We start from the raw sequence: 25,218 nt of genomic DNA, 5'->3' as shown, positions 1-25,218 counted from the left end.
TAATCAAAAATAATTTTGTTCTACTTAAAATTAATAAAAACATATTACTGTTACCTATAGACTTATAGCAAAGATTGTCTAATGAAAAAGTTGATTAATCTAAGAGAGAAGTAGGCTAGAAATTATTTTTTGTGAGTTTTTTTATATTAAAAGGACTAAAAAAAACTATTGTTGTAATAATAAATGTGGTAATCAAAACATATGTAATTGAAGCTAAAGTAACTAAAATATTATTTATATAATCTGTCGAATAAGAAGAAAAAAGGTAGTTGTTTTTAAATAATAAACAGCAATTTAGTATAAGAAAAACAAAAATAGAACATAAAAGAAAGACAAGTGCTTTTGGTTTAGAAAATTTACTCCATTCAGAATAAAAATTAAGATAAACAATATTGATTATAAAAGCTATAAATGGAGTATATTTAATAATCAATTTAAATCCAAAAAATCTCAGATAAGTCATTACGGCAAATGCACATAATAATAAATATAGTATAACGGTTAACGGCTTATTTTTCTTTTTTACATTATTGTCTTTTTTTAATTTTGTATCTTGTATACTACCTAGTTCATCAAGTGAAATTTCAAATATACTACAAAGTTTAGAAAGCATTTCAATATTTGGTGTACTACGATCATTTTCCCAGCTTGATACTGTTTTACGAGAAACTAGTAATTTTTTAGCCAATTGTTCTTGTGTAAGACCATATTTAATACGATAATGTTTAATTTTGTCTCCTAATTCCATCTTTATGACTTTCTATTAAAAAATTTAAATCATGTGTACATACATAATGACATTCAAGCATTATTGGTTTAAAAAGACAATATAATATTTAAAAATTATAAAAGATAAATTTTATATTAATTATTTGTGATTTTTTCAGTACCAATTGTTGAGATGATATTTTTTTAGAAATCATTTTTATGGCTTACTGTAGAGTACATCAAGTAATAACTTTTAATATCATACTATTGAAAATATTTTTTTAAAAAATTGTTTGGGTGCATAGAAGAGGGGAGACTAAAATGAAAAAAAACGGGATTATAGAAAGCTTAATGGATATCCATAACCATATTTCTAAATGGAAAAGATTAAATATGGATAAATTAGAGAAAAAAAATACTTTTCTAAAATTCGATTCCCGTTTATGGTTCTGTGTTTTCATGGTATTGCAAGATTTAAATTTTAATTATGGGGGTAACGAATCTGTAAGTGTTATGGGCCCACTTTTTGTTTTTGATGTATTTGCAGAAATATGGACTGGCTTTTGTTATCAATGTGCTATCATTAAAGAAATTAACGCTAATAATATCAACGATTCAATGAAAAGATGGATTTTAATTAATACATCTATAAGAATGAGCTTGATTATTGTTAGTATCATGCTTTCAATTTGTACTTATACTAAAATGAAATTTAATCTTTGGTCAGTATTAATATTTTCAATAATAGCTAGCTTAATAGGAGATGGACTTCAAGTTTGTTTTTTAATAAAGAAAAACTGTTGGGAAAATTAATGTTACTTTGAATTTTCGAATAAGTTTCAAAAATCGCGAGAAAAATGTTAATAATAATTGTTTGTCTTTGCTTAAATTCTTTTGCATCAAATAATAATCCGTTTTTCAAAAAATTTATTAAGCAATTTCTACATGACTTAATAAATCAAGCTCTAATGCATATCTTAGAAACTTAGCTTGAAAAAATGCCAACTTTGATTATAAGATATTATAATCTTAGAAGTTCAAACTAGGAGGAATTAGAGGACGAAAAAACAAGAAAAAGTTTTCGAGGCGTTAAAAGATATTTATCATCATCTGAAAGAATGGTCAGATCCTAGCTCTGCTTTAAAAAAGGGTAATCTCTTGCCACTGGCGATTGTAATTTTTTGTTTTCCAATTCCAAACGCAATTTTTTTACAAAAAAATGATTTTAAAAGTGGTTTAATTGCCCTAGTATCTCTAACTATAGCTTCTGCTGATATTTTTATTTATCAGCACTTATTGAAAAAAAGTATTGATAATGGTATGTATACCCAACAAATTAAACATTCAAGTATGATAGTATCTGGTTTAAGAGGACTAGTTATTGCAATAGCTGGAATAGAAGTAATTCAGTCTTTCTCAAAAGTTAAAATAAATGTAGGGTTAGTAGTTCTGCTGGGGATTGTAGCAAGTGCGATAGGTGTCGGCCTTCAAAAATTGTTTATTAACCACCATTCTTAGTTTTTTGATAAGTATGTAAAAAATTGAATATGAGAGAAACAAATAATGAACAAGTTAAATAAAAGTAAATTTTACATTTGCAATAACAAAGATTTAGGTAAAATTAATAGTGGGGTTAAAAGAGCGACAATGATGCTATAGATTTTTAATTACTATTGGAAAATTAATTAGAAATCTTCAAAATGTTTTTCCTAAATTATAGAATGAAGTTGGACACTTGCCCTGATTAGAAAATAAAAAGTTACCATAGAACTTGCTTAGTTCTAACATATCTAGGCGGCATCTAAAGGGTCGACATCTTGCTTTTCGACTGGGTGAGGGCAAGGGTCTTCGCATCAAATAAGGTTTCCAGGTTATGTGAAGGTATATTTGAGGAAGAGGCAATAAGATAATTATTGGATATTATAATGACAGAATTAAAAAGTAAGAAAAAAGAAACTAGTAATAAAACTAGTTTCTTTTTTTGCTGAAAACGAGCCCAGTCATTGAATAATAGTAAATAGATGACAGACAAAGCTATGTTAATGAGTGGAGGATATACCAATATAATACTGTGTCTTAATATTTTGAGTTTTAGTAATATCTTGGTGCAGTACGTAATCTAAAGTAATATTAAAAATGTCGCTTAATTTTAATAAAGTTTCGAGATCAGGCACACTACGATCATTTTCCCAGCTTGAAATTGTTTTTCTTGATACAAGTAGTTGATTGCCAAGTTGCTCTTGAGTAAGCCTGTTTTTGGTACGATAAAACTTAATTTTTAAACCTATTTTCATTTTTAAACCACCTTTTCAAAATTCCATATACATATAAATATATATTAAACCATTTTTCAGTTAAATTTAAAAATCAGTTTGGTCTTAATAATTTGTACCTAGCACTAACTACCAATTATTCATAGACTGTTGTTAGGTCTGGGTACAAATTGATAATAGATGTTGATTAAGCCAAAAATAATTATTTTTGGCTTAACTATAAATGATCAAAAAATCCTTCTAAATAGAGTCTTTTGAACTATGTCTTAGAAACTTAGCTTGAAAAAATACTTGCTTCAAGCATAAAATATTTGGCGTAAAGTGTTTCATTACAAACTAAGATTGCGTCATAGGAGTCCTGAAAGATATATTTTCTCACATTTTCAAATGGAAAAACCAAAATTCTGACCAAACTGGAATAAGAGATACATTTTTAAAATTGATGGCTATTTAAAAGGAAGTTTTAATTTATACATCCAATTTATACATCCTATGTTGAGATTCAAACTAAATTATCAGCTAAGCAGGCGAAAATATTCACTACGGCATGAAGGGTGATGCAACAATTCTAATAAAAAAGGAAAACGCTCTATCTTATTTTATAAATCAATTATTTAGAAAAAATTAAAAAGGTGGTTTTATATGCTGAAAATTGAACATCTTAGTAAAAAGTTTGATGACAAGGTCGCACTAGATGATATTGATTTTGTAGCTGAACCAGGTAAAATTTTAGGACTAATTGGTCAAAATGGTGCTGGTAAAACTACAACTTTTCATAGTATTTTGAACTTTATTAGCTATGACGGTAAGATTTCCTGGGAAAATAAACAGATAACTGAAGATAATTTTGATCAAATTGGTTATTTACCTGAAGAGCGCAGTTTGATGAAAGAGTTGACGCTTCAAAATCAAATTATTTATTATGCTCAACTCAAAGGGATGAAAAAGCAAGATATTTTAAGTAAAATCGATGCTTGGCTAGATTGCTTTGAGGTTAATGGAAATAAATCTGACAAAATAAAGACTTTATCAAAGGGTAATCAGCAGAAAGTACAGCTGATCTGTACTTTGATTCATCAACCAAAATTAATTATTTTAGACGAACCATTTAGTGGGCTTGATCCAATTAATACGGAATTACTAAAAACGGCAATTCTAGACGCTAAGAATAATGGAGCTATTATTATTTATTCAAGTCATGATATGGTGAATGTTGAGGAAATTTGCGATTCACTTTTGATGCTCAGAAAAGGCCAGGTAGTTTTAAAAGGTCCGGTTGAAGAAGTTCGAAATTCGTTTTCTAAAAATGAAATTCTTGTCAAAACAGCTACACCGCTAGCAGAACTAATTAAATTGCCACATGTTCAAACTGTTGAGCAGAGGAAAAATAATCGCTATTTATTAAGAATAGATGACGAAAAAAGCGGTCCGGAAGTCTTTGCAGCTTTGACAAAAGATCAGTATATTGAAGAATATCAGCAGCAAGCACCAACTTTAGCTGAAATTTTTCGGATGAAAGCGAGTGAGAAGAATGCGTAAATTTGCTATTGTTGTTTGGCACACATTTTGCAAACAAGTAAAATCATGGTCATTCGTGATGTTATTTTCAGTACCACTTTTGCTCTTAGCTGTTACATTTGGAACCGAATACTTCATTATTAACAGCATGGGTGACACTTATGCTGTTGTCAGCAATAATCCGGAGATAAGTAAACCTTTTGTAAAAGCTAATGTTGAAGATTACGTTGATGACACTATCAAAACAGTTTCAATTGCTAAAAAGAGTTTACAAAATGTTGATATTGACGGTTATGTTGATATTGAAGTTAAACGTGGTCAAATTCAAGCCGATTATTTTGGTACTAAGAAAATTGATTCAAAGTTTAAAAAGAGATTAGTAAAATACCTGAAACAACTTCAAAATGAGCGTAGCAAGAAAGATTCTAAACTAAACTCATCTCAGACTCATCTGACTCCAGTATTAAGCGAGCACTTGCAGAAGATGACCATTAATCTCGGTGAAGATCCTCATCTATTTTTATCGACTATATTTGGAATTATGTTTGTTATCGTTGGTATTTATACTAATATTACCGCACAAGAAATTGCTGCTGATAAAGGGACAAAGATAATTGAGGTTATTTTTTCAAGCATTTCTGCCGTTAAATATTTCACTGGAAAAATTACTGGTATTTTAGGGCTTGTAGTTTTTCAATTATTGATTTATTTAATCATTGGAGCTACTGGGCTAGAAATGATTAAACATATACCGCAAGCTGCTCCTTTTATGGCGCAAACTAATTTATTAGCTTACGCCCGAGCTATTGTCCAAAGTCTTTTAGGAATTAAACTAGTATATCTTTTATTGGGAATAATTCTATTCATGATTTTGGCGGCATATTGTGGAGCAGTGGTCAAACGGACAGAAGATGCTTCAAAAGCTGCACAGCCAGTTACTTACTTCTCATTTGTTATCTTATTTATTGGATTAATATCAAGCAATATCAGTACACTAAAGAATCCGATTATAGTTTTTTTATCCTTTATTCCTGGATTCTCATCGTTTTTCATGCCTTTACGCTTAATTACTAAAACGGCTAATAATTGGGAGAGTGCCTTTTCTTTACTTATTTTAATTGGATGCATTGGTTTATTAGTATTTTCTGTTGGCAAATCATATAAACGGTTAATGTTGCAAAACGATAGTAAGCCATTTTGGCAAAAATTAAAGAAGTCATAGTTAAAATGGATAACAATTATAAGAACAAATTTGGCAAAATTGTAAAATTAATTTTGCAGTTTTGCCAATATCATGTATAATTATGATTGTTGTGGAGAGTTGGCAGAGTGGTAATGCACCGGACTCGAAATCCGGCGAACCAAGTTTTCCTTGGCGCGCAGGTTCAAATCCTGTACTCTCCTTTTATAAAAGCCTATAGTGACTGATACTATAGGCTTTTTGCTTACTTAAGGTATCCAAAAGGTATCCAAAGTATTAAATTTCATCAAGAATACTGACAATCTGCTTGTCTGACTTTTGCTTCAATTCATCTAACATGTAAGCGTAAGTGTTGGCTGTGATACTCATATTTGAGTGCCCTAGACGCTTTGAAATAGAGTAGAGGTCAACTCCTTTAAATAGTAGCAAAGCCACGTGAGTGTGCCGCAAGCTGTGGAAGTGGAAACTTTTATTCTTTATGCCCAGTTTATCTAATTGCTTTCTCAATGTTTTATTGACTGCGTTAGATGTTGGAATTGTACCAAATTTGTCGATGAATAATCTTTCATGATTATTGACTTTTAATTGACTTAAAATATCTAGTAGCTTTTGGTCGACTTTAATCACACGTGTCGATGACTTATTTTTAGTTTCCTTGTTGATTTCATCTGAATCGTAGTCAACAACTTTTTTGCTATCGTAGTCCCAGGATTTCGTAATATGTATTTCTTGATTTTTAAAATCAATATCATGCCAAGTTAGCACTCTAATTTCACCAGGCCGCATACCAGTGTATATTATTGTTAACAGCATATATCTACTAACGTATGTAGGTTTAATGTCAGTAAGCAGTAATTCTTTCAATTGCTGAACCTGCTTAAAGTTAAGATATTCAATCTTACGTGTTTTATCATCATTCCAGGTTAAATTTATTCGCTCGGTAAAATTTGTTCTTAACAAGCCCTCACTCATAGCATCTTTGATACAGCTACGGATACTACCATTAGTCTTTTGAACAGTATCCTTAGCGTGGGTTTTACCATAGACATTGAGAAAATCTTGATATTTAGCTCTAGTCATTTTGGATAATTTAATATTGCCAAAATTCTCTTTGATAATATCGTGAATATGAGCGTACCGACTAACGGTGCCATGAGTTTTGCCTGGTGCCTTATATCTTAGGTACCAATCTTTAAAATAGTCGGCAAAGATAGGGTCCTGATTCGAAATTAGGTTCTGATCCTTGGCTACTTCGATTTCATTGGCCCATTTACGAGCTTGCATTTTAGTAGCAAAGCCGCTTTTTACTTTAAATTTTCGCTTGCCCAGATTATCATACCACGATACCTGCGCACGCCATTTGTCGCCGCGTTTTTCTAAATGTGCCATATTCATTTTTCCTTATTAATTTGCTAAAATAGGGTAGACAAAAAGCTTTGGCTAATTGTCTATACTGATTAAGCCTTTAAGAATTGGTTCCAAGCAAGTTCTTAGGGGCTTCTTTATTAAAAATAATACTTAGGATAGTTTGATATTTGTTGACATTTATATTTTCGTAAAACATAATTACTTAAGAATAGTACTATGGAAGGAGAAAAAAATGAAATATTTTCAAATAGTTTGGGGTTATGTCATATTGCTATCAGCTGATAAATTCATTTCCGAACTAATTAAATTTATTTTTGGATATTATTCCACTTTATCATTATCATTAATTGTTTTTATTTCTCTTCTTCTTTTTCGAATTTATCCTCTTGAAAAATCAAATTATCCTTTTGGCTGTCATATTGAATTACAGAGCCTAAATCCTCATTTGAAAGTTTAAATTTCTTTTTTATATTACTATTATCGACATTTTCCATGCTTGGGGGATAGTCGATTTTTTTATGTGAAATTTTTTCAAGAAATCTGATTTTTGTCTCTTTTTCTTTCTTTTTACTATCTATTGAGTCGCTGACTGATTTAAGTATTTTCTTTTCTAGTTCTTCAGATTCTTTACTTGAAGAATTTAATTTAGCTAGAGTATCTGCATTAAGATTGTTTATCTTAGCTTCTTTTTCCTTTAGATCAAGCTGTCGTTCACGTTTTCCACTTTTAGAAAAAAATTTAAATACTCCTTGAAATCTTACTTGGAAATCGCCATGACCGAATTTAACGTTACCGAACAAACAACTCCAAATCAATGGAAGTAACCAATAAAGATTTTGTTCTACATACAAAATTATATGACCTGGGGATTGAACGTATTGCTTTTGAAAAACATTATCGAGATTTTCCCCTAGAATATCTTTCATTGCCAGTTGATACTCTAACCAAGAGCTTGAACTAATGAAGCTTGTAGTGTTTACCCCCATACGGGCATAAATTTTTTCTTTATACTTATATATTGGAGTTATGCATGGATTTATGTCGTTGCCAAATTTAGTTATATTAAAAAGACTTTGGTGTGCATTTTCTATCCAAGATAATTTATCGGGAAATTTACTTTTTGGTAATTCTTTGATCCATAAAATTCTTCTTTTAAATTCAAAATTTGATATGGGGTAAGTAGATTCATTGTTTTCATCTAGATCTTCAATATGCTCTATATCTTTTTCAAAGCAATCAGATATGACAGTACCTATTAAAAATTTTTCAGCTGACGTATATGGAATTACAACAAAGTCACCAATTTTAATTTCTTCAACAAAGTTAAAGACTCTATTTGCCCTATTAGTGCTTCGTCTTAGTTCTGCAGTTTTTTCTTTCTTTTTTATAGTTTCAGATAAATGTTCCTTTTTTATACGTTGTTCAAATATATTTAAGTCATTTTCTTGAAACAACTGTTTATATTCCTCTTTTACGGCATCTTTTGAGCTACGTAAGGGTTCGGGTATATCTAATAATCTTTCTAAAGAAAAAGAATTAGAATCAACTGCAATATAATTATTTAATCTAAAATCTTCATAGTATTGAGCTTTACTGTTTGCTCGAATAAACCAATACTTTGTATTACTTGGAATATCAAGTACATCATATTGTTCCAATGTATTTCCTCCTAACAATAGATAATTTGCCGTAGGTTTAGTGTCGCTGGCATTGTGGACAAAATTACTCTTTTCTTTATATTTTCAATCAAATATAATAATTATATATATAATAATTATATATATGAAATAATCATTTTTTTGAAGGAGTACATAATGAAGAAAATTGTTACAATTATTTCTGCTGTGGTTGCAAGTTTGTCATTAGCGGGATGCTCTAGTTCCTCTACTAACAAGAGTAATAATCAATCTAAAACATCCACAGTTAAACCTAAGCCAAAGTATTATTTTGATGGTGAAAAGGCAAGTATCCGTGATTTAGATATAACTATTACAAAAGTTAGGTTTTTTAAGGGATTAACTTCTAAGGACAAAAATCAAATAGCTTTTGAATATATTGTGAAAAATAAGAGTAAAAAGAAATTAGATATCACAACTTCTTGGTTGGCCGTATTCAATGCATATCAAGATAATAAAAATACAGATGGCAAACTAGAAGTTGGTTCAACACCTTTGAACTATGCTGGTAAAATCTTGAATAATCAAAATAAGTCCATAAAAAAAGGTGGAAAACTCGAAGGTGCTATTGCCTATAACCTTGATAGTAATAAGATTCCCGTTACTTTGAAAGCTACCAAAGGTGTTAATGGTCCCAAAATTGGTCAAAAAACATTCAAACTTGGAAAGTTTACAGTTCAAAGTAACAAGCTTGGAGTAAATTAAATTTAGTAGTATAACTGCTGTGCTGAAAAGCACGGCAGTTTTTGTTGAAAAATTATTTAATATTTTACATTACAGCTCTAGTAGCTGTTTTTTCTTTTTCATGCTCTTCAATATACAAGGTGTCACGATATTCATAAGCATCAGGATACTCATTAAAATCAAAGGTTAATTCCTTATGCTTAGCAAGAACTTCCTTGATTTTATTCATAGGTACCTTAAAGTATTCTTTACGTTTATTTACTCGATTAACACGATATTCTTTAAAGTAAGTATGTAAACTAGATTCTAAGCTAAATGCATCTTCACTGAATACTAAAGCATTAACATCAAATTTAAATGGTACAGAAGCATTTCCTAATTCGTTAATGCGATCCATTGGGTCTAATCTACGAGTTACTCCGATTTTATATACATCTTTACCAAATGAACCAATATTAGAAATTATATAAACATAACCAGCTGTGGGGTTAGTTGCTCTATTTTGTAATTTTTCTTTTCTCTCACGAATATCATTAAGTTTATCTTGTAATTCTTGTAATTGATGTTTAAGAGCTAACATCTCAGCTGTATCTGTAGTGTTGCTTAATTTGTCAGTTATGCGATCCTTTGCTTGAGTAAAGTGAGTTTCGTCCTTTTCGTATTTAGCACGTTCTGATGCAATTTCACGTTGTAGTTTCTTTTCCTCACGTTCTCGTTCACGTTGCTCTCGTAACTGTTCTTTTTCTTCTTCTTTTTTCAATGCATATTCAAGCGCAATATGAGTTTCGTCCAATTTGCTATCAAGATAGTCAGGGGTGAGACGAATACCATTTGGTTCATTTAATTTATTCAGCTGAACAAATGAAGTATTTATTCTTTTTTCAATTGTTTCAATATTAGATTTTGTTACCTTGTTAATGGCAGCTTCACATTCACCATTAAAAGAGCGAAGTAATTGTTTTATATTTTTCTTCTGCATGGATTTTCCCTTAGCTGAAGAGCCATTCATGGTCATGGGCTCAAATATTTCGGCTGCTATTTCATTACGAATCATTGTTTTTTGATTAGACCGAACTTCAGTTAGTTTACCTTTATAAGTACTTGAATTCGAAAATTCATAACGTGGTTTATAGAGACCATAGCTTTCGTAATTTATTTCCTCAGACAAGTCTACAATTTGGTTATTTAATTCGTCTACCTTGGTATACAGTGAGTTTATAGTAGTTGTAAGTTGTTTTTCTTTATTCTGCTTAGTATTAATTTCTTTATCTAATTTACTTAATTCAGCATTCTTTTTTTCAATAAGAGCATCTAGTTCAACAGGTTTCATTTGCTGAACGCTCAATTTAAGCTCATTTTCTTTCTTTAAATTAGCATTTTCAGTCTTTAGGTTTATAATTTCTTCTTTTAATTCTCGAACATGAAAAATATCAAAAAAAGAATTTGCTTTATTTAAAGAATCGCTTACTTTTTGGTTTTCACTATTTGAAGATTGGTTTGGAATATTAAGCAAGTTGTTTATTTCAGCAATTGTATGAGATTGAAAATAATCATTCATTTTAGCTTGGCTTGACTTTTTCAAAAGCTGAGTTTTAGTAGCACAATTATTACAAATTATGCCATCTTTTAAAATATATTGTGACGACCATAAGTTTATTTTCTTACTGCATACTCCACAGTGCTTTTGTTTCATTTTTACCTCTTTTAGCATTAAAAACTATGATAAAATTATATATAGCAAGCGTTATCATTTTAAGCGTATTGTTATATTAGCATTCAAGATTCAAATTCGACCCGAGTCTTGAAGGCTTTTTTTCTTTTTAAAACAATAAATCATTGTGTTTTCTAAATAATTCAACCACATCATCATACATGCGTACCGGTATACCATATGCTTGCATGAATTCACTTGGCTCATTAAAACAATCATATTGTCGAGTGGCGTAGTCAAAGATTAGGTTCAACGAATACAAATCTGCTTGATGCTCAACTGGAGTATTGAAGTTCCGATAATAAAACTTGCCAGAATCACCGTTTGCGAAGTGTCCAATTTCATGACCAATTATGAAAGGGAGTTCTTTTTTGTTTTTCCAGTTTAAATTAATGACCATTCTTTTTGAATCAGTAAATGAAACTGATGGGTCTGTGTCTTTGGCGTTATCCACTAGAGCATAGCTTACTCCTCGATCAAAAGTGTAATTCAAAAGATAGCTAATCAAATTTTCCATTCTTTCGCCCCTTTCTAAAATCAGAATCCATTAAGTTTCTGATTACATCAAGGTATTCTTCAGGTACTGGTTGACCATTGTAAGAATAAATATTATCTGTATTAGAAATATCTATATTTTTACGTCCTTCATTGTTAGCAGGCGAGGGATCGTCTGTATTTCCCAAAAGATAATCAGTAGACGTGTGCAGGACTTTAGCTACCTTTTGCAGATTTTCTGTAGAAGGAGTTTTTGTTTTCCAACTATATATTGTATTTTTGCCGAGTCCAGCTTTTTCGTTTAATTCTGTAAGACTATAACCATGTTTTTTTGCCATTATTTTAACGGTATCAAGTAGTGCCACAATAGTATTCCTCCGACTATTGACTAAAATAATTAGACCAAAATAAAAATAAATTGTTACAATTTTAGACTATGGTGGTATTATTAAGTCATCAGGTAATTAAGCAAGAAAAAACTAGCCTATCAATTCAGAAACTTTGGCGAGTAAAGATTGATATAGCAATGCTTTTCTGCTTATTTGTCATGATTATATATTAGACCTTAGTCTAAAATTAATCAAGAACTTGATTAATTTTAGAAAAAAGGTGGCCTTATGGTCGAGCAAGCTTTAGTAAAAAACGCTGAAGAATTAAAGCCTAAATTTCAAGTTGCAAGTAAGGAACATCATACTACCAAGAGGAAAGTAGCTAAATATTGCAATACCAATGAATTTCAATTTAGCAAAGCTATTTCAGGCGATCCAGCAAAAAGATCTCAAGAAATCAGGAAAGCTGCTGCTGAAATTTTGGGAATTGAAATTTAAGTATTAGAAAAAGCCATAGCTCTCAGGCTAGCTATGGCTGCGAAATTAAATTTATTCTCAAATGTATCCTGAAACATCAACTAGAACTTAAATGGTATCGTCTCCCAAACCTGTATCTAGTTCAGCTATTCAACTTTAAAGTGTAGTCCTGCTTAAATCAGTCTGTCCTTACACTGATTAAATAGACTCTATTGAATACACTTCGAACAGCGAACAAATTGTATTCCAGCAGGTTTTGCATCTTATCGTAGATACACCGATTAAAGTCCTCACCAGCTTTATGGTTGAACAGTTATCTGTGAGAAGACAGGTCAGTCAAAAAGTCTTTCAAAAAAATCAACCTTATTTATTTACTTTTGTACGGTAAAAAAGAAATAAAAAAATAATTTAACCTTTAAAAAGGTCATTATTGTTAAATATTCAATTATTGAGCTAACCGTTGCGATAATTTTGCTAATGTTAAGTAGTTACTGGTATTGATATCAAAAATATTTTTTAGATTTTTGACCGGAAAGACAAAAAAGACGGAATTAATTATCCGTTAATTCATCCTTATTGTAGGTGTACAACTATGCCATACATTGAGGGCTTGCCTGATAGTTCCGAAAGATGGGCACGTAACCCTGAAACTGGTAAGGGTGAATATGTTGAAAACATGACCTTTGATGAGTGGAAGAAACAATATGGCCAACAGACTAGAATGGTCACAAGTCTGACAGCAGCAGAAAAGCAAGGCTTAACCAACTATCTTTCATCATGGTCGTATAAGGTTAATGATAAATTACGCAGAGGCTTAGAACTGAGTGATTATGACAAGACAAATATTGCAAATCTTGACTCAGCTTTAAGCAAGTTACCTAAATGTCAGTCTGATAAACCTTTGCAATGCTCACTTAGTTTTTGGAATAAAGATGACTTGGTTGATTTCTTGAAAAAATGGAAACCAGGAGAAGTAGCCGTAGAACCTAGTTATACTTCTACTAGTAAAGGAATTTATAATAACAATGATAACGTTCAGATTATTATTAATAATAGTCAAAACGGTATTGTTTTATCGGATTATGGACTGACTGAAGAAAAAGAAGTATTATTTTGGCGTAATACAAAATTCAAAGTTCTAAAAGGTTATACTAAAGGCGAACAGATTATATTGGAGGTTGACGAAATTGATTAAAAAGAAACCTTATTCAGATTTACGCTGGCACTTACCTGGTGGAGCCAAAGTAATTGGTAGAGATCACCCTAAAACGGAAGAAGAAAGAAAGCAGAGAAGTTAATTAAGTTTGCTAAAAATCTTCCTGATTCAGCCTTTAACAATAAGCACCATAAAAAATTAAGAGAACAAATTAAGGCGGCAAACAAAAAATATGGTTTGCCAGAAGATCAAAATCTATAGTTAGAATTTAAAGTAACAGCTGGTTTTTATTTCGCCCTGAGCATGGCGTAAAAAGGCTTATTTTTTTTATACCTTGAAAGTGGTCGCCCCATGTAAAAGATTGCGAGAGAGTAAATAAGATGAAACGTGAAGAATTAAAAAAATTAGCTTTAACCGATGGACAGATTGACAAGGTCATGGGGTTACATGACGCTGATGTTGAGGCAATGAAAACCAAGACAGATGAGATATAAGTATTATAGGGTAGAAACTGGTAGGAATAGTTTACAACATAAACTGCTCTGAAAAACTTTATTTTTGCTATCGAGCTTATCCAAGTGATATAGTCGCTTTAAGCTAAGTATCTAAAAATGGTACTGCTGCAATGGGATTAACTATTGGTCATGATGATAGTATGTATTGGTATATCTAGTCTGATAAAAAAATTAAGAAAAACGACAATTTAAATTACAGTATTAGACTAAAGAAGAATCATCATATGAGTTATAATGAAGTTGTAGCTCAAGAAGCTACTTTAGCAGAATTTGCTAATAAATATGGGGTTAAATTTGGAAAGATAGGTGATTAGTCTAATGAAAGAACCAACTAAGGATAGAAAAAAGTGGATAGCTAAGCAGTTGAAACAAACACCAGCTGATAATTTTCCTACTGAAGAAGAAGATGATAATCTCAACATGCCTGATTGGTTAGATCAACTAACTGTTGAGGAATTAGATTGGTTATCTAACGAAGACGCAAATTTAGGAAAGTTAGAAGAAATTTATAGCTCAAGATAATTGTATATGTAATTCTAAAATGCTTGATTACTTGAAGCAAGGTAAGTATATTTCAATTGAATGAAATTGCTAGTCAATATAATGATTAATATTGGAATTATATTTTGACCAATATTAATAATGATGGCTAACATTGTAGGTATTAAATTTATTAACACATTAGGTGGTAAGTCCATTAAATATGACAATGTGCAAATTACTCCGAAAGGAATTGAATACTTATTCAGTAATTCAATGATGGAACGTGTCAAAAATACGTTGAAAGATATTAAAGGAACTATTCCTGAATTTTGAAATAAGGAAGATAAGTATGGATCCACATAAAATGTCATTAGTTGAGATTTTAGACAATTTTAGAGCTAGAAAAGTAACTTTTACATTGAAAGACGGTACAAAGCGAACAATTTTTGTTAATGAAATTGAAGATGAATCTGATGATCAACCAGAGTTACTGTTTATGGCAAATGAGCCTAAAGATGATATCTGGATTTCGGATGTAGTTAGTGCGATACCGAGTAGAGGTGTATAAAAACATGCTGAAAAATGATTATGAAACTGTTACATATAAAATATTACAGTATTTTAAAGAATGTCATGATAATATTGTAAGGATTGATCCAGAATAGTTACAAAAGATAATGAATAATGTGGGTTCAGAAAAATTCATCAATGTTTTAAAAGACTTGATAGAAAAGGGCTATGTTGATGAGAGAGCTTTCAATATAGATTTTCAAAATCACATGACAGTAAATATTTTAGAAACTAGTCCTATAACAGATGATGGGTTGTTATTTATCAGAAAACTCTGACATGACAAGATTGTATAAGCTATTAAAAGAAGTCAGAGATTGGCTACCCTTATAATTTAGTAAAAGAATTAAGTAGCTGATTAGCTGCTTTTTATTTTGCCCCAAGCATGGCGTAAAAAGGCTTGTTTTTTTACTGTATAGTATGCTAATTCAAACTTTTAAATAGAAATTTTTTTGATTATATTTAAAAAATGTTGTTGATAATATGTAAGGAGGTGAGAGATATGAAAAAACGGAAAAAGAAAAAAGCTACAGTAGAGATAACCATCAGAATCAACCTCTATTTTGTAGCTTTTGAATATCATATCTCATACGAGAAACAAGACAGGCAAGGAAGGCATTGCCTTCTTTGCCATATCTAAGTTAATTATAAATGCTATGGAGGGAATTTACAATGAAAAACTATTATTACCATCGGGAAAGGCCCCTAAAAAATAAAAACGGTATTGTTAAAACTAATTTTCAATTTTACCCAAAACGGTTGCTATTATTAATATCAATTATGGCAATTATTGGCGGAATAATTTTATGGGCAAAATAAGTGAAGCAAAGAAACGTGCTAATAAAAAATGGAACGATAAAAATAGAGTAAAGCTTCTTCACTTAAATATTTTAAAAAAGCTTGTAATATCAATAATTACAAGCTTTTTTATTACTTTCGCACGGCAAACGCACGGCAAAAAAGATGGCGTTAATTCATCCTTATTGTAGGTGTACAACAGTTCCTTACATCGAGGGCTTGCCTGATAGTTCCGAAAGATTGGCACGTAACCCTGAAACTGGTAAGGGTGAATATGTTGAAAACATGACCTTTGATGAGTGGAAAAAGCAATATGTCGATGGACAGAAACAGGGCTATACTGCTAGTTTGTTAAAACCTAAGCCGTTTCATGATATCAATCTTGATAAGGCTACAGAGCTTGAAATGAGGCAGTATATTACTGATAAATTTGGAATGCAGTTAAAAGAAACCAGTCGTACTAAGTTGTCTAGAACAGCACTTAAAGAAACAATAAAGACTGTTGGACAATTCAGTAATCTGTATGATGCACTGCCAGATAAAATACCAACATTAACAGCATATCCTCCTTCCAAAATGGGCAATACTATTGCTTGTTATTCCTCATATGTTAAAAGCAAAATGCCGTATGAATTTGGTTTAAATGTCAAATGGTTTAAAAGTGAAGCAGAGCTTAAAGACTCAGTAAGTAAAATGGTAAAAAGTCATTGGCTCTCAAACAATTCGGATGCAAATCATGTGATGCTACATGAGTTTTCTCATCATATTGATAGACAGCTTTCAAAACTATCAGGCAGTGATTTTTCTACCGCAATATTTGGCAAGATGAAAGAAGATTCAAAAACTATTGACATTAAAAAAATAAGTGATTATGCTTACAGTAGTTATATGAAATCAAATAGTTTAGCAGAACCATTTGCAGAGATAATGGCAGAAGCATATGGATCAACGCCTGGAAACCAAGCAAAAGAGTTCAAAGCTTACTTTGAAAAAATGGCACTGGAGGTAATAAACAATGCTGGACATACCAAAGGGATATAAATACTGGCACTATACTGACAGTGGTGCGGTAATAGAAAAAAATGCTCCTAATTGGGTTAAAGAAGAATTTGATGAATATCAAAAAACAATGAATCAATCATGCAAGCCCAATGAAAATGGAATAATTAAATATATTTAAGCAACTGTTCTAGTTGCTTTTTTTGTACTCAAAATTTGCCCTGAGCATGGCGTAAAAAGGCTTATTTTTTATACCTTGAAAGTGGTCGCCCCACGTAAAAGATTGCGAAAGAGGAAATAAGATGAAACGTGAAGAATTAAAAAAATTAGCTTTAAACGATGAACAGATTGACAAGGTCATGAGCCTACATGGCGCTGATGTTGAGGCAATGAAAGCTAAGACAGATGAGCTAGGCAAGATCAATGAGTCGCTACAAAGCCAAATTGCAGAGCGTGACAAGGATTTAAAGACGCTCAAAAAGCAAACTGGTGACAATGAAGGAAGTTCACAACTGGCAACACCGAAACTTATTATTGCTCACTCAACCGCTACACCAAATGGAGAAGCCTGGGCTATTTCCCGCAACATGAAAAATGGCATCAATGTTAGCCAGACTTACGTGCATTTGGTAATTGACGACAAAAGCATATATCAAGTGGGAGAACTTGGATATGTAGCTTGGGGTGCTGGTAGTCCTGCTAAAAGTTTGGCACCAGTCCAGATTGAATTGTGCGAGTTCAGCAATCACAGACGAGCCCTAAAAGCCTACAAACACTATGTAAACTGGCTCAGATGGTCAGCTAAAAAGTATGGCATACCATTAGCTCTAGACACTAATTCATATCGTGGCATCAAAACCCACTCTTGGCTTGTGCAACATGGCTACAGTAATACAGACCATACTGACCCTTGGCAATACTTGCCTAAAATTGGCATATCAAAAGCCAAGTTTGCTAAGGATTTGACCAAAGGTTTTAGCGGGCTAAATATTGCATTAACTAAATAGTTGATGTATACTTATATACGAATGTAATATGAATTAAATTTTTATCGCATGATTTAATTCCTTTTTGAAGTCACTCTATGTAAAACTAGGGTGGCTTTTTTTAAAAAAATAGTTGACAGTACACGTTATGTAGTGCGTTATATAATATGTAAAGAGGTGAGAGATAGATGGCAAAGAAGCAAAAAAGACTTCAACAAGAATCAAATGAAAAAATTGCTAAAGCCTTTTGTAAATAACCAAAAGATGTGGAGCTAAATTCCACTCTTTGCTATCTATTATAACATGACTGATAAAGAAAAAAGTACTATAGATCAGCAATAATTGCTATCTTGCTTGGAATAATATTATTCGAAATTGGTGAATTATTATGACTTTAAGTGAAGCAAAGAAACGTGCTAATAAAAAGTGGGACGAGAAGAATAAAGACCGAAAAAAATATTTAGTCTACAGGTCACAAGCCAAGAGTTTCATTCGTCGCTTTGCTACCAGCGAGGATTTAGACGAAGAGAAATACGGCACTTTAGAGTTCGATAAAGAACAAAATTGTTGGATACTATAACCAGACATTATTGATGAATTAAACTTTATAAAAAAGACGCCTAGAAATTAATCTAGGCGTCTTTTTTATAAAGTTAAGACCGAAAACATCGGAGTAAAAGTATTATACATCTTTTTGATTTTTTTGCAAAAAATCCTTGATAAATTAAAAAAGTCACCCGCTTTTTTAACTTAATTTAACGCGTAAAGCATCAGTTAATAACTTTGAAAAGTTAACTCCTGCTTTTTCACCTTTAATGGCTAAATCTCTTGGGATAGTTGTATTCTTTTTAACAGTCGCTGGTTTAGTGATTTCTCTAGCTTCTTCCATATCGGCTAAAATATATGTGACAATTTTATTAGGATTGTCTTTTTTTACTTTTTCAATTGGACTATTAGTATATAGCTCATTTGAAGCAATCAAAATAGATTCTAAGCCCTCTTTACCACTGGCAATAGCTTCAGAAATACCTTTTCCCTCTCCGATAGCACCTGGCACATCTGGAAACGTTACAGTATATGTACCTTTTTCATTTTCAGAATCATCTAGTACCGCAGGATATGTATAAAATTTTTCTTTGTAGTATTTTGTCCCTTTATACATTTTAATTTTACCTCTCTTTTTATTTTTTATTAACAATATTATACGCATTAGTACGCATATAAGTCAATAAAAAAAAACAGTTATGACTGTCTTTTTAAGTAATTACTTACTATCAAGCATTCTGACGATTGATTTATACGTCCCAATGCTAATACTATCTTTCAAGTGAGTGTAGGGAATAGAAATCATTTTTCCGGATTTATTCTTATAGATATGGTGGTCACCAGTTGTATGATGCTCTTCATATCCCTTTTTCTTAATTAAGTTAATGATTTCTTTGGCGCTATGTTCCGTCATATTTTTCCTCCTTTAACGTGCATAATTATTTTTTATTCACAAATAAACAATACGCCTATATACGTATTTTAGCACAACAAGGAATTTATGCAATTGGTATACTTTGTGAAATTGTATTTTGGACGAAAAAAGGAACCCTATAAAATTAGGATTATTAAGTGTGAAACATGATAATTTCACAAAGTTTTATCATGGGCAATTATCAGCCTTGACTTAGTAGTATTTTTTAGGTATTTCCGATAATGCACATTATGTAAAGTTGGTACTGGTCTAGTTATAGTAATCTGCTTTCTAATGCTTCAGTTAAAATTTTAGAAAAATTAATTTTTTCTTTTTTTCCTAAATCCACCAAATATTCTGGTAAGGATACTGTTTTTCTGACTGTCTTTGATGCCCGTTTTCTATAATCTTTAATATTGACAGGTACAAGTGTTGTGATTGCTTTTTTAGCCTCGGCAGGAATGTCAACTTCATTAAGCGGTGTTGCTTTCGGATAGTTGGTGGTATCAGCTAGCATACAGCCAATTAAATCGCCTGCCATATAGATAGCATTATCTAAGCTGGTTCCTTGTGTCGCTAGACCTTTTTCCCCTAAATCTGGAACAAAAACATTATAGCCTTTTTCAGCAGCCCAAATAACTACTGGATATGTTAATAGATCTTTTTCTTGCATAATTTTTTACACCTCTATTTTTTAAAGGATAACAGATATAGCAAAGAAGGCTTATTTTAAGCCTGCTTCTTTCAGAATTGCGTCTTGCGTGATTCTTTGCCGCCATGAATGGGAACTGGAACTGAGATATTTTTATTTTTGTTATACATTATTAAATGTGAGGTTCCATTCTTGCGTTTTTTCACAAAACCGTTTTTCATCAACAATTTTACTATTTGTTGTGGTTTCATTGTCATATCTGTTATTCCTCCCTTCTCAACTTTATATAACTTTTATACGTAATTTACGTATAAAAGTCAATAGGACTAAAAATAAAGTTTTGATTTTTTGATGTGTTATAATGGTCAGCACTCTTACTATCTTTAATTGGTCGAGTTATTTTTACATTGAAAAATAAAAGCCATTCAGGAAGTAACGTGAGTGGCTTTTTTGTGCTTAAAATTACGTTTAATTTTAATTTGTTAAAAAATCTGGTTTTTGCAAATTACGAAGTAAATTTACTAATGAAAATTTAAAAAAAGCGCTTTTTTACAAAATATTAAATAAGCACTCTGGGAGTAATTCCTGGAGTGCTTATTTTTCATGTATAAAAATATAAATTAATTGTCAGATATTATTTACAATATACGCTCGATAGTGTGTTATATAATATGTAAGGAGGTGAGAAATAGGTGGCAAAGAAAAAGAAAAAAATGCTTCAACAAGAAACTCAAGCTAAAATTGCTAAATATACAGCAATAGCAGCTTGGTCAGCCCCAGTAGTTGAGTTACTAAGGCTTATCAGAAGTCTTGTAAAAGCATTTTTGAAATAACTGAGTAGTGAGGATAAGTCCTCACTACTTTGTCATCTAAATAATAACATGAGTGATAAAGAAAAGAAATATTATACATCTGCATTTTTGGCAATTATTATAGCAATAATATTATTTACGATAAGAAAGGTTTTATTTTAATGAACAAATTGACTGAAGCACGAGAAAAAGCCAATCGAAAGTGGGATAGCAAAAATAAAGAGCGCAAGCGCTATTTAAATAAACGCTCGACTGCTAAAAGTTTTATTCTAAATTTAGCCACTCAAGAAGACTTGGAAACCATTAAGAAATATGTGGCACAACGCGAAAATGAATTGAACAAATAAAATAAGCCACTATGGACTGCTGTTTGGGATGGTTTATTTTTTCTTTGTAACTAATTTTATAATTAATTTAAGATTGATTGTAAGAACAAAAAATAGTTTACAAATAAGTTTGCAATGTGTAGAGTTAGATGTAGAAATTAGTATTTTTCTAAGTTCTAAGGGAGGTATATTAGTATGTTTACTGAATTGAACATTATAATTAAAAAAGCTACTAAGCTTTTAAGTGTATCTTATAATAGAACAGGACATAATTACAGCCATAATAAAACACCTTTAAAGGCTCCTATAGGGGGTTTTATTGAACAAGACTGGATTAACGTAGGAAATGATTTAAGACGTGGAATTTTAGATTATGGGACATCAAAATTTAAATAATGAGTCAGGAACAGAATATTAACATTAAAGCTGATCAAACTTTGAATCAGAATGAGGAAGGGCAAGAGCTTGACAAAGAAATTATTAAGCAAGTTGAAAATTCTGATATTCCAAAGGATGAGCAGGAACATATCATTGCGGCAATGTCGATGTATTCAGGTCCAATTCCTCACCCGAAGTTGTTAGCTGGATATGAGGCACTTTATAAAGGAGCCGCAAAAAAGATTATTGATAATGGTATTGCAGAGTCTGAGCAACGAAGAAAATTAGAAGAAGAACGTCAAAGAAGACGTGGAAGGTTAGCTTGGGTTAGTTTGATTATAACAGGTTGCTTTGTTCTCTTTTTTACTATAGGTGCAGTTTATTTAATTATGAATGGACATCCTTATTTTGGTGGAGCATCAGGACTAATATCGTTTTTTACATTTATGGGTTCTATATCTAATAATATTGATACGTTATCGGGAAATGACGATTTAACTAACAATAAGGATCACGATAATATTGACTAAAATTAAATGCCATTCAGAATAGATTCTGAGTGGCTTTTTTGTGTGCTATAAAACTTGCTAATTCAAGCTTTTAAATAGAAAACATTTCAGAATATGTTGGACAACGTAGGATTGAATTAAAAGCATAGTGTGATGCTCGCCAAAATGTTCGCCGACTTTGTAATTAGTTGTTATTAATTATGATCAATCAATTTATAAATATTGATATTTCAGTGATTGTGAGATGGTTAAATTATTTATTTTTAATAAATTAGACTGTACTCTCCTTAAATATGTTTAAAAAGCTTGTAATATCAATGATTACAAGCTTTTTTATTACTTTCGTACGGCAAAAAAGACGGCGTTAATTATCCGTTAATTCATCCTTATTGTAGATGCACAACTATGCCATACATTGAGGGCTTGCTTGATAGTTCCGAAAGATGGGCACGTAACCCTGAAACTGGTAAGGGTACGTATGTTGAAAACATGACCTTTGATGAGTGGAAACAGCAATACGTAAATAATTTGGGCAACAGTTTAGAGAATCACGCAAAAGAGGCTAAACCAAAAAAGGATGGCAAATATGAATGGAACGAACTTAATGTTGAAGGGTATAATAAACACGTAAGAGGTACAAAAGAATTTGATAATTATGCTAAAGGTCGTAAACGGCCAATAAGTGAATTGACTATATCTTATGAAGAAGCTCAAACAATGATAAATAAATATGGAAATTTATCAGAGAAGTCCTTTAGAAAACAAGTATTTTTTACCTCAGAAACGTATGTTGGTAAATGGGCAGACATAGACGGGAAATTATACTATACCAAGGAAGGCAGAATAAGTTATACTAAGCGTAAAGGTTGTCATTTAACACCACAAAAGCCAAAAGGATTAATAATATAGAAGGTGAATGATTTGGATCCTAGAAAAATGACGATTAAAGAAATTGATCAACATTTTTATGGTAGAAATGTTGAGTTTATTTTAAAAAATGGTAGACATAAGACGATATTTGTCCAAGATATTTTAAACGAAGATGATGATGAACCTGAATTGGTTTTTGTTGGAGATACTTATGAAAATCAGGTTTGGATTTCGGATGTAGTTAGTGCAGTACCAGCATAGGTAGAGTAATGAGTAACAACGATTATTTTACAATTGCTTACAAAATATTGAGTTACCTAAAATATTGCTATGAAAATGGTCAAGATGCAGACCCTAATATATTGAAAGCTGATACTTTCGATTATATCTCAGCAATAATTCATTCGCACGCTACAGATGCTAAGTGATGATGGCTACATTAAAGGACTTACGTTTTCACCAGTGTTAGATGGTGGCATATTGCTAGGAGGTGGCAAAGCCACTTTTTGTTTTATACTTCCTAGTATTGTCTGCGTCATACCACGACACTTGTGCTTACCAACAGTTGCCGCGTTTTTTAAAATACGCCATATTTATTTCCCCTTTAAAATTTGCTAAAATAGGGTAGACAAAAAAAGCTTTGGCTAATTGTTTACATGTGAAGTCTTTAAGAATAGTTTTCCAGACGAGTTCTTAAGGGCTTTTTTGTTTTATTCGTAATCGGCTAATTCCGTTGAAAAATTTGCACGGACCCCATATTGCTACACCAAAGTTCAATACGATCTTTTTTATTATCTATCTCCTTAGGTTGCTTTCTATGATATTTGTCATCGTAAATTGGAACATTTTTAGGATAAAATGTAATAGCATAATTGATTGCTCCGACATTTTCACTAGCTCCAAAGAAGTGATTATTTTTAGACCATTTTAATTTAGCACTTTCGTATCCCTTACCAGAGGCAGATTTGACAGTAATATATTTTCCATGAAAAGTTTCAAATTTAGTTCTTCCATCTCCACTAAATTCTTTTATTTGATGTTTTGTGATTTTTAACTTAAATATCGGATGTTTAGGATCTAACTTATACCAAGTAATACCTCTACCATCATAAGCATTGTGCATTCCTGCAACTTGCTTCCATTTACCTAATAAGCTAGTGTAGTCTCCCTTTTTAATTTGTTTAAAGTTTATTTTTGAAGTGCTATTGTTTGTAGCTACTGTGGCATTAATTATAGTGCTACTAGTAGTTATCAGACCTAAACCCATTAATAGGGTACTGAATGCTGCAGTTACTATCTTTTTCATAATTAATCTCCCTCTAATCTGCCATAGGTTGAAGCTATGGGCAGAAAATTTAATGTTTTACATTACAGCTCTAGTAGCTGTTTTTTTAATGCTCTTCAATATACAAGGTATCACGATACTCATTAAAATCAAAGGTTAATTCCTTATGTTTAGTAAGAACTTCTTTGATTTTATTCATAGGTACCTTAAAGGATTTCTTGCGCTGGCTAGCAAAAAAAGTAATCACCTCTCCTTAGCTTAATCCAACAAGTTGGATTGCATTATCCGAGGGTGATTACCTTGACTGATATAATACTTATATTAATTAATAATACTACTGTTAGTCGTTGCTATCAAGTGATAGCCAGCGCAAGGAGCGCTCGTCCCTTGACAGTCCGAGCGCCCTGCTTTTGCTTGGAGGAAAACATGAAATAAGGAAAAATATGAAACATGAAGAATTAAAAAAATTAGCTTTAACCCGATGAACAAATTGACAAGGTCATGAGCCTACATGGCGCTTATGTAGAAGCAATGAAAACCAAGACAGGTGAGCTGGGCAAGACCAATAAATCTTTACAGAGTCAGATTGCAGGCCAATATAAAAACGTTTAAGTTACCGTCATTTGATAGCTCCACACTTAGGAGTTATATTACCCTTAGTAGGGCTTCTTTTTATACAAAAATATAAATTAATCACTTTAATCTCCTTAAATACTTTTAAAAAGCTTGTAATATCAACGATTACAAACGGTAAAAAATTAAAAATGCACTGTTTTGAATAATAAAGCGACTTTTTAAGTATAGTTTATTTTGGTATTAACAATTGCTCTATAATTTCCTATCTTTAAGTTGCGACTTATGTTAAACTATAATTGTTCAACTAGAGATTTATTTCTATTTATCGATTTCCTTATTGATAAATTTGAACATAGCTACTAAGAGAATGGTCTCTCTTAGTAGTTTTTTATGTAAGCTAAAAA

General features: G+C 31.4%; 38 protein-coding genes and 1 tRNA gene. 25 read left to right on the top strand and 14 right to left on the bottom strand.

The genetic code is table 11. The annotated features are described in order from the left end of the window. Positions 1-115 precede the first annotated feature (115 nt). Positions 116-748, bottom strand: a complete 633-nt coding sequence (locus BM203_RS01400; protein ID WP_090092160.1) for a helix-turn-helix transcriptional regulator — start codon at positions 746-748, stop codon at positions 116-118. A gap of 281 nt (positions 749-1,029) precedes the next feature. On the opposite strand from BM203_RS01400, the gene BM203_RS01395 reads away from it, so the two are divergent. Further along, positions 1,030-1,521 (top strand): hypothetical protein, encoded by a 492-nt coding sequence (locus BM203_RS01395; protein WP_090092159.1) that lies wholly within the window; start codon positions 1,030-1,032, stop codon positions 1,519-1,521. Between the two features lie 345 nt (positions 1,522-1,866). Beyond that, a complete protein-coding gene (locus tag BM203_RS01390) occupies positions 1,867-2,226 on the top strand; it encodes a hypothetical protein (protein WP_090092157.1) in 360 nt (119 codons plus the stop codon). Positions 2,227-2,747: 521 nt separating this feature from the next. Here BM203_RS01390 and BM203_RS01385 read toward each other — a convergent pair. Then, a complete protein-coding gene (locus BM203_RS01385) occupies positions 2,748-3,002 on the bottom strand; it encodes a helix-turn-helix transcriptional regulator (RefSeq protein ID WP_090092156.1) in 255 nt (84 codons plus the stop codon). Between the two features lie 621 nt (positions 3,003-3,623). Here BM203_RS01385 and BM203_RS01380 point away from each other — a divergent pair. The 3 genes from BM203_RS01380 to BM203_RS01370 all read left to right on the top strand — a co-directional run bounded on the left by BM203_RS01380 (position 3,624) and on the right by BM203_RS01370 (position 5,903). Then, the gene (locus BM203_RS01380) at positions 3,624-4,520 is read left to right on the top strand and encodes an ABC transporter ATP-binding protein (RefSeq protein ID WP_090092154.1); all 897 of its coding nucleotides are present in this window, start codon (positions 3,624-3,626) and stop codon (positions 4,518-4,520) included. Continuing rightward, complete coding sequence (locus BM203_RS01375; protein ID WP_090092153.1) at positions 4,513-5,721, top strand: ABC transporter permease; 1,209 nt, start codon at positions 4,513-4,515, stop codon at positions 5,719-5,721. The genes BM203_RS01380 and BM203_RS01375 overlap by 8 nt, the downstream gene beginning before the upstream one ends. Positions 5,722-5,814: 93 nt before the next feature. After that, positions 5,815-5,903: transfer RNA gene (locus BM203_RS01370), tRNA-Ser, on the top strand. 73 nt (positions 5,904-5,976) lie between these two features. On the opposite strand, the gene BM203_RS01365 is transcribed toward BM203_RS01370, so the two are convergent. After that, positions 5,977-7,089 carry a site-specific integrase gene (locus BM203_RS01365; RefSeq protein ID WP_090092151.1) on the bottom strand — a complete coding sequence of 371 codons (1,113 nt, stop codon included), beginning with the start codon at positions 7,087-7,089 and terminating at the stop codon, positions 5,977-5,979. Positions 7,090-7,421: 332 nt separating this feature from the next. Further along, positions 7,422-8,726: a hypothetical protein gene (locus BM203_RS01360; protein ID WP_090092149.1), complete on the bottom strand. Its 1,305-nt coding sequence runs from the start codon at positions 8,724-8,726 to the stop codon at positions 7,422-7,424. Between the two features lie 156 nt (positions 8,727-8,882). Here BM203_RS01360 and BM203_RS01355 point away from each other — a divergent pair, with 156 nt between their 5' ends. Next, complete coding sequence (locus BM203_RS01355) at positions 8,883-9,449, top strand: DUF5067 domain-containing protein (protein WP_090092147.1); 567 nt, start codon at positions 8,883-8,885, stop codon at positions 9,447-9,449. Positions 9,450-9,513: 64 nt separating this feature from the next. Here the strand turns inward: BM203_RS01355 and BM203_RS01350 are convergent, their stop codons facing one another. The 3 genes from BM203_RS01350 to BM203_RS01340 form a co-directional block, all read right to left on the bottom strand. Continuing rightward, positions 9,514-11,121 carry an SNIPE associated domain-containing protein gene (locus BM203_RS01350; RefSeq protein WP_228150122.1) on the bottom strand — a complete coding sequence of 536 codons (1,608 nt, stop codon included), beginning with the start codon at positions 11,119-11,121 and terminating at the stop codon, positions 9,514-9,516. A gap of 127 nt (positions 11,122-11,248) precedes the next feature. Continuing rightward, complete coding sequence (locus BM203_RS01345) at positions 11,249-11,656, bottom strand: M48 family metalloprotease (protein ID WP_090092145.1); 408 nt, start codon at positions 11,654-11,656, stop codon at positions 11,249-11,251. Beyond that, positions 11,640-11,999: a helix-turn-helix domain-containing protein gene (locus BM203_RS01340; RefSeq protein ID WP_090092144.1), complete on the bottom strand. Its 360-nt coding sequence runs from the start codon at positions 11,997-11,999 to the stop codon at positions 11,640-11,642. The genes BM203_RS01345 and BM203_RS01340 overlap by 17 nt, the downstream gene beginning before the upstream one ends. Before the next feature lie 252 nt (positions 12,000-12,251). Between BM203_RS01340 and BM203_RS01335 the strand changes: the two genes are divergently transcribed. The 12 genes from BM203_RS01335 to BM203_RS01295 all read left to right on the top strand — a co-directional run bounded on the left by BM203_RS01335 (position 12,252) and on the right by BM203_RS01295 (position 18,527). After that, entirely contained in the window at positions 12,252-12,461 is a 210-nt protein-coding gene (locus BM203_RS01335) for a hypothetical protein (RefSeq protein WP_090092142.1), read from the top strand. Positions 12,462-13,032: 571 nt separating this feature from the next. Next, positions 13,033-13,635, top strand: coding sequence for an ADP-ribosyltransferase (locus BM203_RS01330; protein WP_090092140.1), 603 nt, complete (start codon positions 13,033-13,035; stop codon positions 13,633-13,635). A gap of 794 nt (positions 13,636-14,429) precedes the next feature. Next, positions 14,430-14,633 (top strand): hypothetical protein, encoded by a 204-nt coding sequence (locus tag BM203_RS01325; RefSeq protein WP_090092139.1) that lies wholly within the window; start codon positions 14,430-14,432, stop codon positions 14,631-14,633. Positions 14,634-14,753: 120 nt separating this feature from the next. Further along, positions 14,754-14,927 carry a YjcQ family protein gene (locus BM203_RS01320; protein ID WP_090092137.1) on the top strand — a complete coding sequence of 58 codons (174 nt, stop codon included), beginning with the start codon at positions 14,754-14,756 and terminating at the stop codon, positions 14,925-14,927. A 16-nt stretch (positions 14,928-14,943) separates the two neighbouring features. Beyond that, positions 14,944-15,162 (top strand): hypothetical protein, encoded by a 219-nt coding sequence (locus tag BM203_RS01315; RefSeq protein ID WP_090092135.1) that lies wholly within the window; start codon positions 14,944-14,946, stop codon positions 15,160-15,162. Between the two features lie 109 nt (positions 15,163-15,271). Continuing rightward, complete coding sequence (locus BM203_RS08400; protein WP_159428277.1) at positions 15,272-15,442, top strand: hypothetical protein; 171 nt, start codon at positions 15,272-15,274, stop codon at positions 15,440-15,442. Next, positions 15,411-15,497: a YjcQ family protein gene (locus BM203_RS08715; RefSeq protein ID WP_415576431.1), complete on the top strand. Its 87-nt coding sequence runs from the start codon at positions 15,411-15,413 to the stop codon at positions 15,495-15,497. The genes BM203_RS08400 and BM203_RS08715 overlap by 32 nt, the downstream gene beginning before the upstream one ends. A gap of 339 nt (positions 15,498-15,836) precedes the next feature. Then, positions 15,837-15,983, top strand: coding sequence for a hypothetical protein (locus BM203_RS08395; protein ID WP_158592389.1), 147 nt, complete (start codon positions 15,837-15,839; stop codon positions 15,981-15,983). A gap of 219 nt (positions 15,984-16,202) precedes the next feature. After that, positions 16,203-17,003, top strand: a complete 801-nt coding sequence (locus BM203_RS01305) for a hypothetical protein (RefSeq protein ID WP_103716079.1) — start codon at positions 16,203-16,205, stop codon at positions 17,001-17,003. Then, positions 16,978-17,142, top strand: coding sequence for a hypothetical protein (locus BM203_RS08485; protein ID WP_165777870.1), 165 nt, complete (start codon positions 16,978-16,980; stop codon positions 17,140-17,142). Before BM203_RS01305 ends, BM203_RS08485 begins: the two co-directional genes overlap by 26 nt. A gap of 121 nt (positions 17,143-17,263) precedes the next feature. Beyond that, positions 17,264-17,968, top strand: coding sequence for a phage scaffolding protein (locus tag BM203_RS01300; RefSeq protein WP_090092130.1), 705 nt, complete (start codon positions 17,264-17,266; stop codon positions 17,966-17,968). A 364-nt stretch (positions 17,969-18,332) separates the two neighbouring features. Then, positions 18,333-18,527 (top strand): hypothetical protein, encoded by a 195-nt coding sequence (locus BM203_RS01295; RefSeq protein WP_090092128.1) that lies wholly within the window; start codon positions 18,333-18,335, stop codon positions 18,525-18,527. A gap of 165 nt (positions 18,528-18,692) precedes the next feature. Here the strand turns inward: BM203_RS01295 and BM203_RS01290 are convergent, their stop codons facing one another. From BM203_RS01290 to BM203_RS01275, 4 genes are all read right to left on the bottom strand, one after another. Beyond that, on the bottom strand, positions 18,693-19,109 hold the full coding sequence (locus tag BM203_RS01290) for a type II toxin-antitoxin system HicB family antitoxin (RefSeq protein ID WP_090092126.1): 417 nt from the start codon (positions 19,107-19,109) through the stop codon (positions 18,693-18,695). A gap of 102 nt (positions 19,110-19,211) precedes the next feature. Further along, positions 19,212-19,406, bottom strand: a complete 195-nt coding sequence (locus tag BM203_RS01285) for a type II toxin-antitoxin system HicA family toxin (RefSeq protein WP_090092124.1) — start codon at positions 19,404-19,406, stop codon at positions 19,212-19,214. A 274-nt stretch (positions 19,407-19,680) separates the two neighbouring features. Beyond that, positions 19,681-20,079: a type II toxin-antitoxin system HicB family antitoxin gene (locus tag BM203_RS01280; protein ID WP_090092122.1), complete on the bottom strand. Its 399-nt coding sequence runs from the start codon at positions 20,077-20,079 to the stop codon at positions 19,681-19,683. A gap of 71 nt (positions 20,080-20,150) precedes the next feature. Then, on the bottom strand, positions 20,151-20,315 hold the full coding sequence (locus BM203_RS01275; protein WP_228150135.1) for a type II toxin-antitoxin system HicA family toxin: 165 nt from the start codon (positions 20,313-20,315) through the stop codon (positions 20,151-20,153). A gap of 435 nt (positions 20,316-20,750) precedes the next feature. On the opposite strand from BM203_RS01275, the gene BM203_RS08480 reads away from it, so the two are divergent. From BM203_RS08480 to BM203_RS08390, 7 genes are all read left to right on the top strand, one after another. After that, on the top strand, positions 20,751-20,891 hold the full coding sequence (locus BM203_RS08480; RefSeq protein WP_090092120.1) for a hypothetical protein: 141 nt from the start codon (positions 20,751-20,753) through the stop codon (positions 20,889-20,891). 140 nt (positions 20,892-21,031) lie between these two features. Then, complete coding sequence (locus BM203_RS01265) at positions 21,032-21,217, top strand: hypothetical protein (protein WP_090092118.1); 186 nt, start codon at positions 21,032-21,034, stop codon at positions 21,215-21,217. A gap of 174 nt (positions 21,218-21,391) precedes the next feature. Next, on the top strand, positions 21,392-21,592 hold the full coding sequence (locus BM203_RS01260; RefSeq protein WP_090092116.1) for a hypothetical protein: 201 nt from the start codon (positions 21,392-21,394) through the stop codon (positions 21,590-21,592). Beyond that, positions 21,592-22,104 carry a DUF2335 domain-containing protein gene (locus tag BM203_RS01255; RefSeq protein WP_228150136.1) on the top strand — a complete coding sequence of 171 codons (513 nt, stop codon included), beginning with the start codon at positions 21,592-21,594 and terminating at the stop codon, positions 22,102-22,104. Before BM203_RS01260 ends, BM203_RS01255 begins: the two co-directional genes overlap by 1 nt. 384 nt (positions 22,105-22,488) lie before the next feature. Beyond that, positions 22,489-22,992 carry a polymorphic toxin type 50 domain-containing protein gene (locus BM203_RS01250; protein WP_090092114.1) on the top strand — a complete coding sequence of 168 codons (504 nt, stop codon included), beginning with the start codon at positions 22,489-22,491 and terminating at the stop codon, positions 22,990-22,992. A gap of 12 nt (positions 22,993-23,004) precedes the next feature. After that, entirely contained in the window at positions 23,005-23,214 is a 210-nt protein-coding gene (locus tag BM203_RS01245; RefSeq protein ID WP_090092113.1) for a hypothetical protein, read from the top strand. 8 nt (positions 23,215-23,222) lie between these two features. Further along, entirely contained in the window at positions 23,223-23,381 is a 159-nt protein-coding gene (locus BM203_RS08390) for a hypothetical protein (protein ID WP_159428276.1), read from the top strand. A gap of 55 nt (positions 23,382-23,436) precedes the next feature. Here the strand turns inward: BM203_RS08390 and BM203_RS08710 are convergent, their stop codons facing one another. The 3 genes from BM203_RS08710 to BM203_RS08385 form a co-directional block, all read right to left on the bottom strand. After that, positions 23,437-23,502 carry an Arm DNA-binding domain-containing protein gene (locus tag BM203_RS08710; RefSeq protein WP_322867486.1) on the bottom strand — a complete coding sequence of 22 codons (66 nt, stop codon included), beginning with the start codon at positions 23,500-23,502 and terminating at the stop codon, positions 23,437-23,439. A gap of 175 nt (positions 23,503-23,677) precedes the next feature. Continuing rightward, on the bottom strand, positions 23,678-24,259 hold the full coding sequence (locus tag BM203_RS01240; protein ID WP_090092111.1) for a DUF6287 domain-containing protein: 582 nt from the start codon (positions 24,257-24,259) through the stop codon (positions 23,678-23,680). 85 nt (positions 24,260-24,344) lie between these two features. Next, a complete protein-coding gene (locus BM203_RS08385; RefSeq protein WP_159428275.1) occupies positions 24,345-24,485 on the bottom strand; it encodes a hypothetical protein in 141 nt (46 codons plus the stop codon). Positions 24,486-25,218: the final 733 nt, after the last annotated feature.

It is taken from the genome of Lactobacillus bombicola (assembly GCF_900112665.1).
GTDB classification, from domain to species: Bacteria; Bacillota; Bacilli; order Lactobacillales; family Lactobacillaceae; genus Lactobacillus; species Lactobacillus bombicola.
This window is presented reverse-complemented; position numbering and strand designations above follow the sequence as displayed.

What these genes read in the sequence shown, in the direction of transcription:
- BM203_RS01400 (WP_090092160.1), bottom strand. Translation starts at nt 748, where the DNA reads ATGGAATTAGGAGACAAAATTAAACATTATCGTATTAAATATGGTCTT.
- BM203_RS01395 (WP_090092159.1), top strand. Translation starts at nt 1,030, where the DNA reads ATGAAAAAAAACGGGATTATAGAAAGCTTAATGGATATCCATAACCAT.
- BM203_RS01385 (WP_090092156.1), bottom strand. Translation starts at nt 3,002, where the DNA reads ATGAAAATAGGTTTAAAAATTAAGTTTTATCGTACCAAAAACAGGCTT.
- BM203_RS01380 (WP_090092154.1), top strand. Translation starts at nt 3,624, where the DNA reads ATGCTGAAAATTGAACATCTTAGTAAAAAGTTTGATGACAAGGTCGCA.
- BM203_RS01375 (WP_090092153.1), top strand. Translation starts at nt 4,513, where the DNA reads ATGCGTAAATTTGCTATTGTTGTTTGGCACACATTTTGCAAACAAGTA.
- BM203_RS01365 (WP_090092151.1), bottom strand. Translation starts at nt 7,089, where the DNA reads ATGGCACATTTAGAAAAACGCGGCGACAAATGGCGTGCGCAGGTATCG.
- BM203_RS01355 (WP_090092147.1), top strand. Translation starts at nt 8,883, where the DNA reads ATGAAGAAAATTGTTACAATTATTTCTGCTGTGGTTGCAAGTTTGTCA.
- BM203_RS01350 (WP_228150122.1), bottom strand. Translation starts at nt 11,121, where the DNA reads ATGAAACAAAAGCACTGTGGAGTATGCAGTAAGAAAATAAACTTATGG.
- BM203_RS01345 (WP_090092145.1), bottom strand. Translation starts at nt 11,656, where the DNA reads ATGGAAAATTTGATTAGCTATCTTTTGAATTACACTTTTGATCGAGGA.
- BM203_RS01335 (WP_090092142.1), top strand. Translation starts at nt 12,252, where the DNA reads ATGGTCGAGCAAGCTTTAGTAAAAAACGCTGAAGAATTAAAGCCTAAA.
- BM203_RS01330 (WP_090092140.1), top strand. Translation starts at nt 13,033, where the DNA reads ATGCCATACATTGAGGGCTTGCCTGATAGTTCCGAAAGATGGGCACGT.
- BM203_RS01325 (WP_090092139.1), top strand. Translation starts at nt 14,430, where the DNA reads ATGAAAGAACCAACTAAGGATAGAAAAAAGTGGATAGCTAAGCAGTTG.
- BM203_RS01320 (WP_090092137.1), top strand. Translation starts at nt 14,754, where the DNA reads ATGATGGCTAACATTGTAGGTATTAAATTTATTAACACATTAGGTGGT.
- BM203_RS01315 (WP_090092135.1), top strand. Translation starts at nt 14,944, where the DNA reads ATGGATCCACATAAAATGTCATTAGTTGAGATTTTAGACAATTTTAGA.
- BM203_RS08400 (WP_159428277.1), top strand. Translation starts at nt 15,272, where the DNA reads ATGAATAATGTGGGTTCAGAAAAATTCATCAATGTTTTAAAAGACTTG.
- BM203_RS08715 (WP_415576431.1), top strand. Translation starts at nt 15,411, where the DNA reads ATGATGGGTTGTTATTTATCAGAAAACTCTGACATGACAAGATTGTAT.
- BM203_RS08395 (WP_158592389.1), top strand. Translation starts at nt 15,837, where the DNA reads ATGAAAAACTATTATTACCATCGGGAAAGGCCCCTAAAAAATAAAAAC.
- BM203_RS08485 (WP_165777870.1), top strand. Translation starts at nt 16,978, where the DNA reads ATGCTGGACATACCAAAGGGATATAAATACTGGCACTATACTGACAGT.
- BM203_RS01300 (WP_090092130.1), top strand. Translation starts at nt 17,264, where the DNA reads ATGAAACGTGAAGAATTAAAAAAATTAGCTTTAAACGATGAACAGATT.
- BM203_RS01290 (WP_090092126.1), bottom strand. Translation starts at nt 19,109, where the DNA reads ATGTATAAAGGGACAAAATACTACAAAGAAAAATTTTATACATATCCT.
- BM203_RS01285 (WP_090092124.1), bottom strand. Translation starts at nt 19,406, where the DNA reads ATGACGGAACATAGCGCCAAAGAAATCATTAACTTAATTAAGAAAAAG.
- BM203_RS01280 (WP_090092122.1), bottom strand. Translation starts at nt 20,079, where the DNA reads ATGCAAGAAAAAGATCTATTAACATATCCAGTAGTTATTTGGGCTGCT.
- BM203_RS01275 (WP_228150135.1), bottom strand. Translation starts at nt 20,315, where the DNA reads ATGACAATGAAACCACAACAAATAGTAAAATTGTTGATGAAAAACGGT.
- BM203_RS01265 (WP_090092118.1), top strand. Translation starts at nt 21,032, where the DNA reads ATGAACAAATTGACTGAAGCACGAGAAAAAGCCAATCGAAAGTGGGAT.
- BM203_RS01260 (WP_090092116.1), top strand. Translation starts at nt 21,392, where the DNA reads ATGTTTACTGAATTGAACATTATAATTAAAAAAGCTACTAAGCTTTTA.
- BM203_RS01255 (WP_228150136.1), top strand. Translation starts at nt 21,592, where the DNA reads ATGAGTCAGGAACAGAATATTAACATTAAAGCTGATCAAACTTTGAAT.
- BM203_RS01250 (WP_090092114.1), top strand. Translation starts at nt 22,489, where the DNA reads ATGCCATACATTGAGGGCTTGCTTGATAGTTCCGAAAGATGGGCACGT.
- BM203_RS08390 (WP_159428276.1), top strand. Translation starts at nt 23,223, where the DNA reads ATGAGTAACAACGATTATTTTACAATTGCTTACAAAATATTGAGTTAC.
- BM203_RS01240 (WP_090092111.1), bottom strand. Translation starts at nt 24,259, where the DNA reads ATGAAAAAGATAGTAACTGCAGCATTCAGTACCCTATTAATGGGTTTA.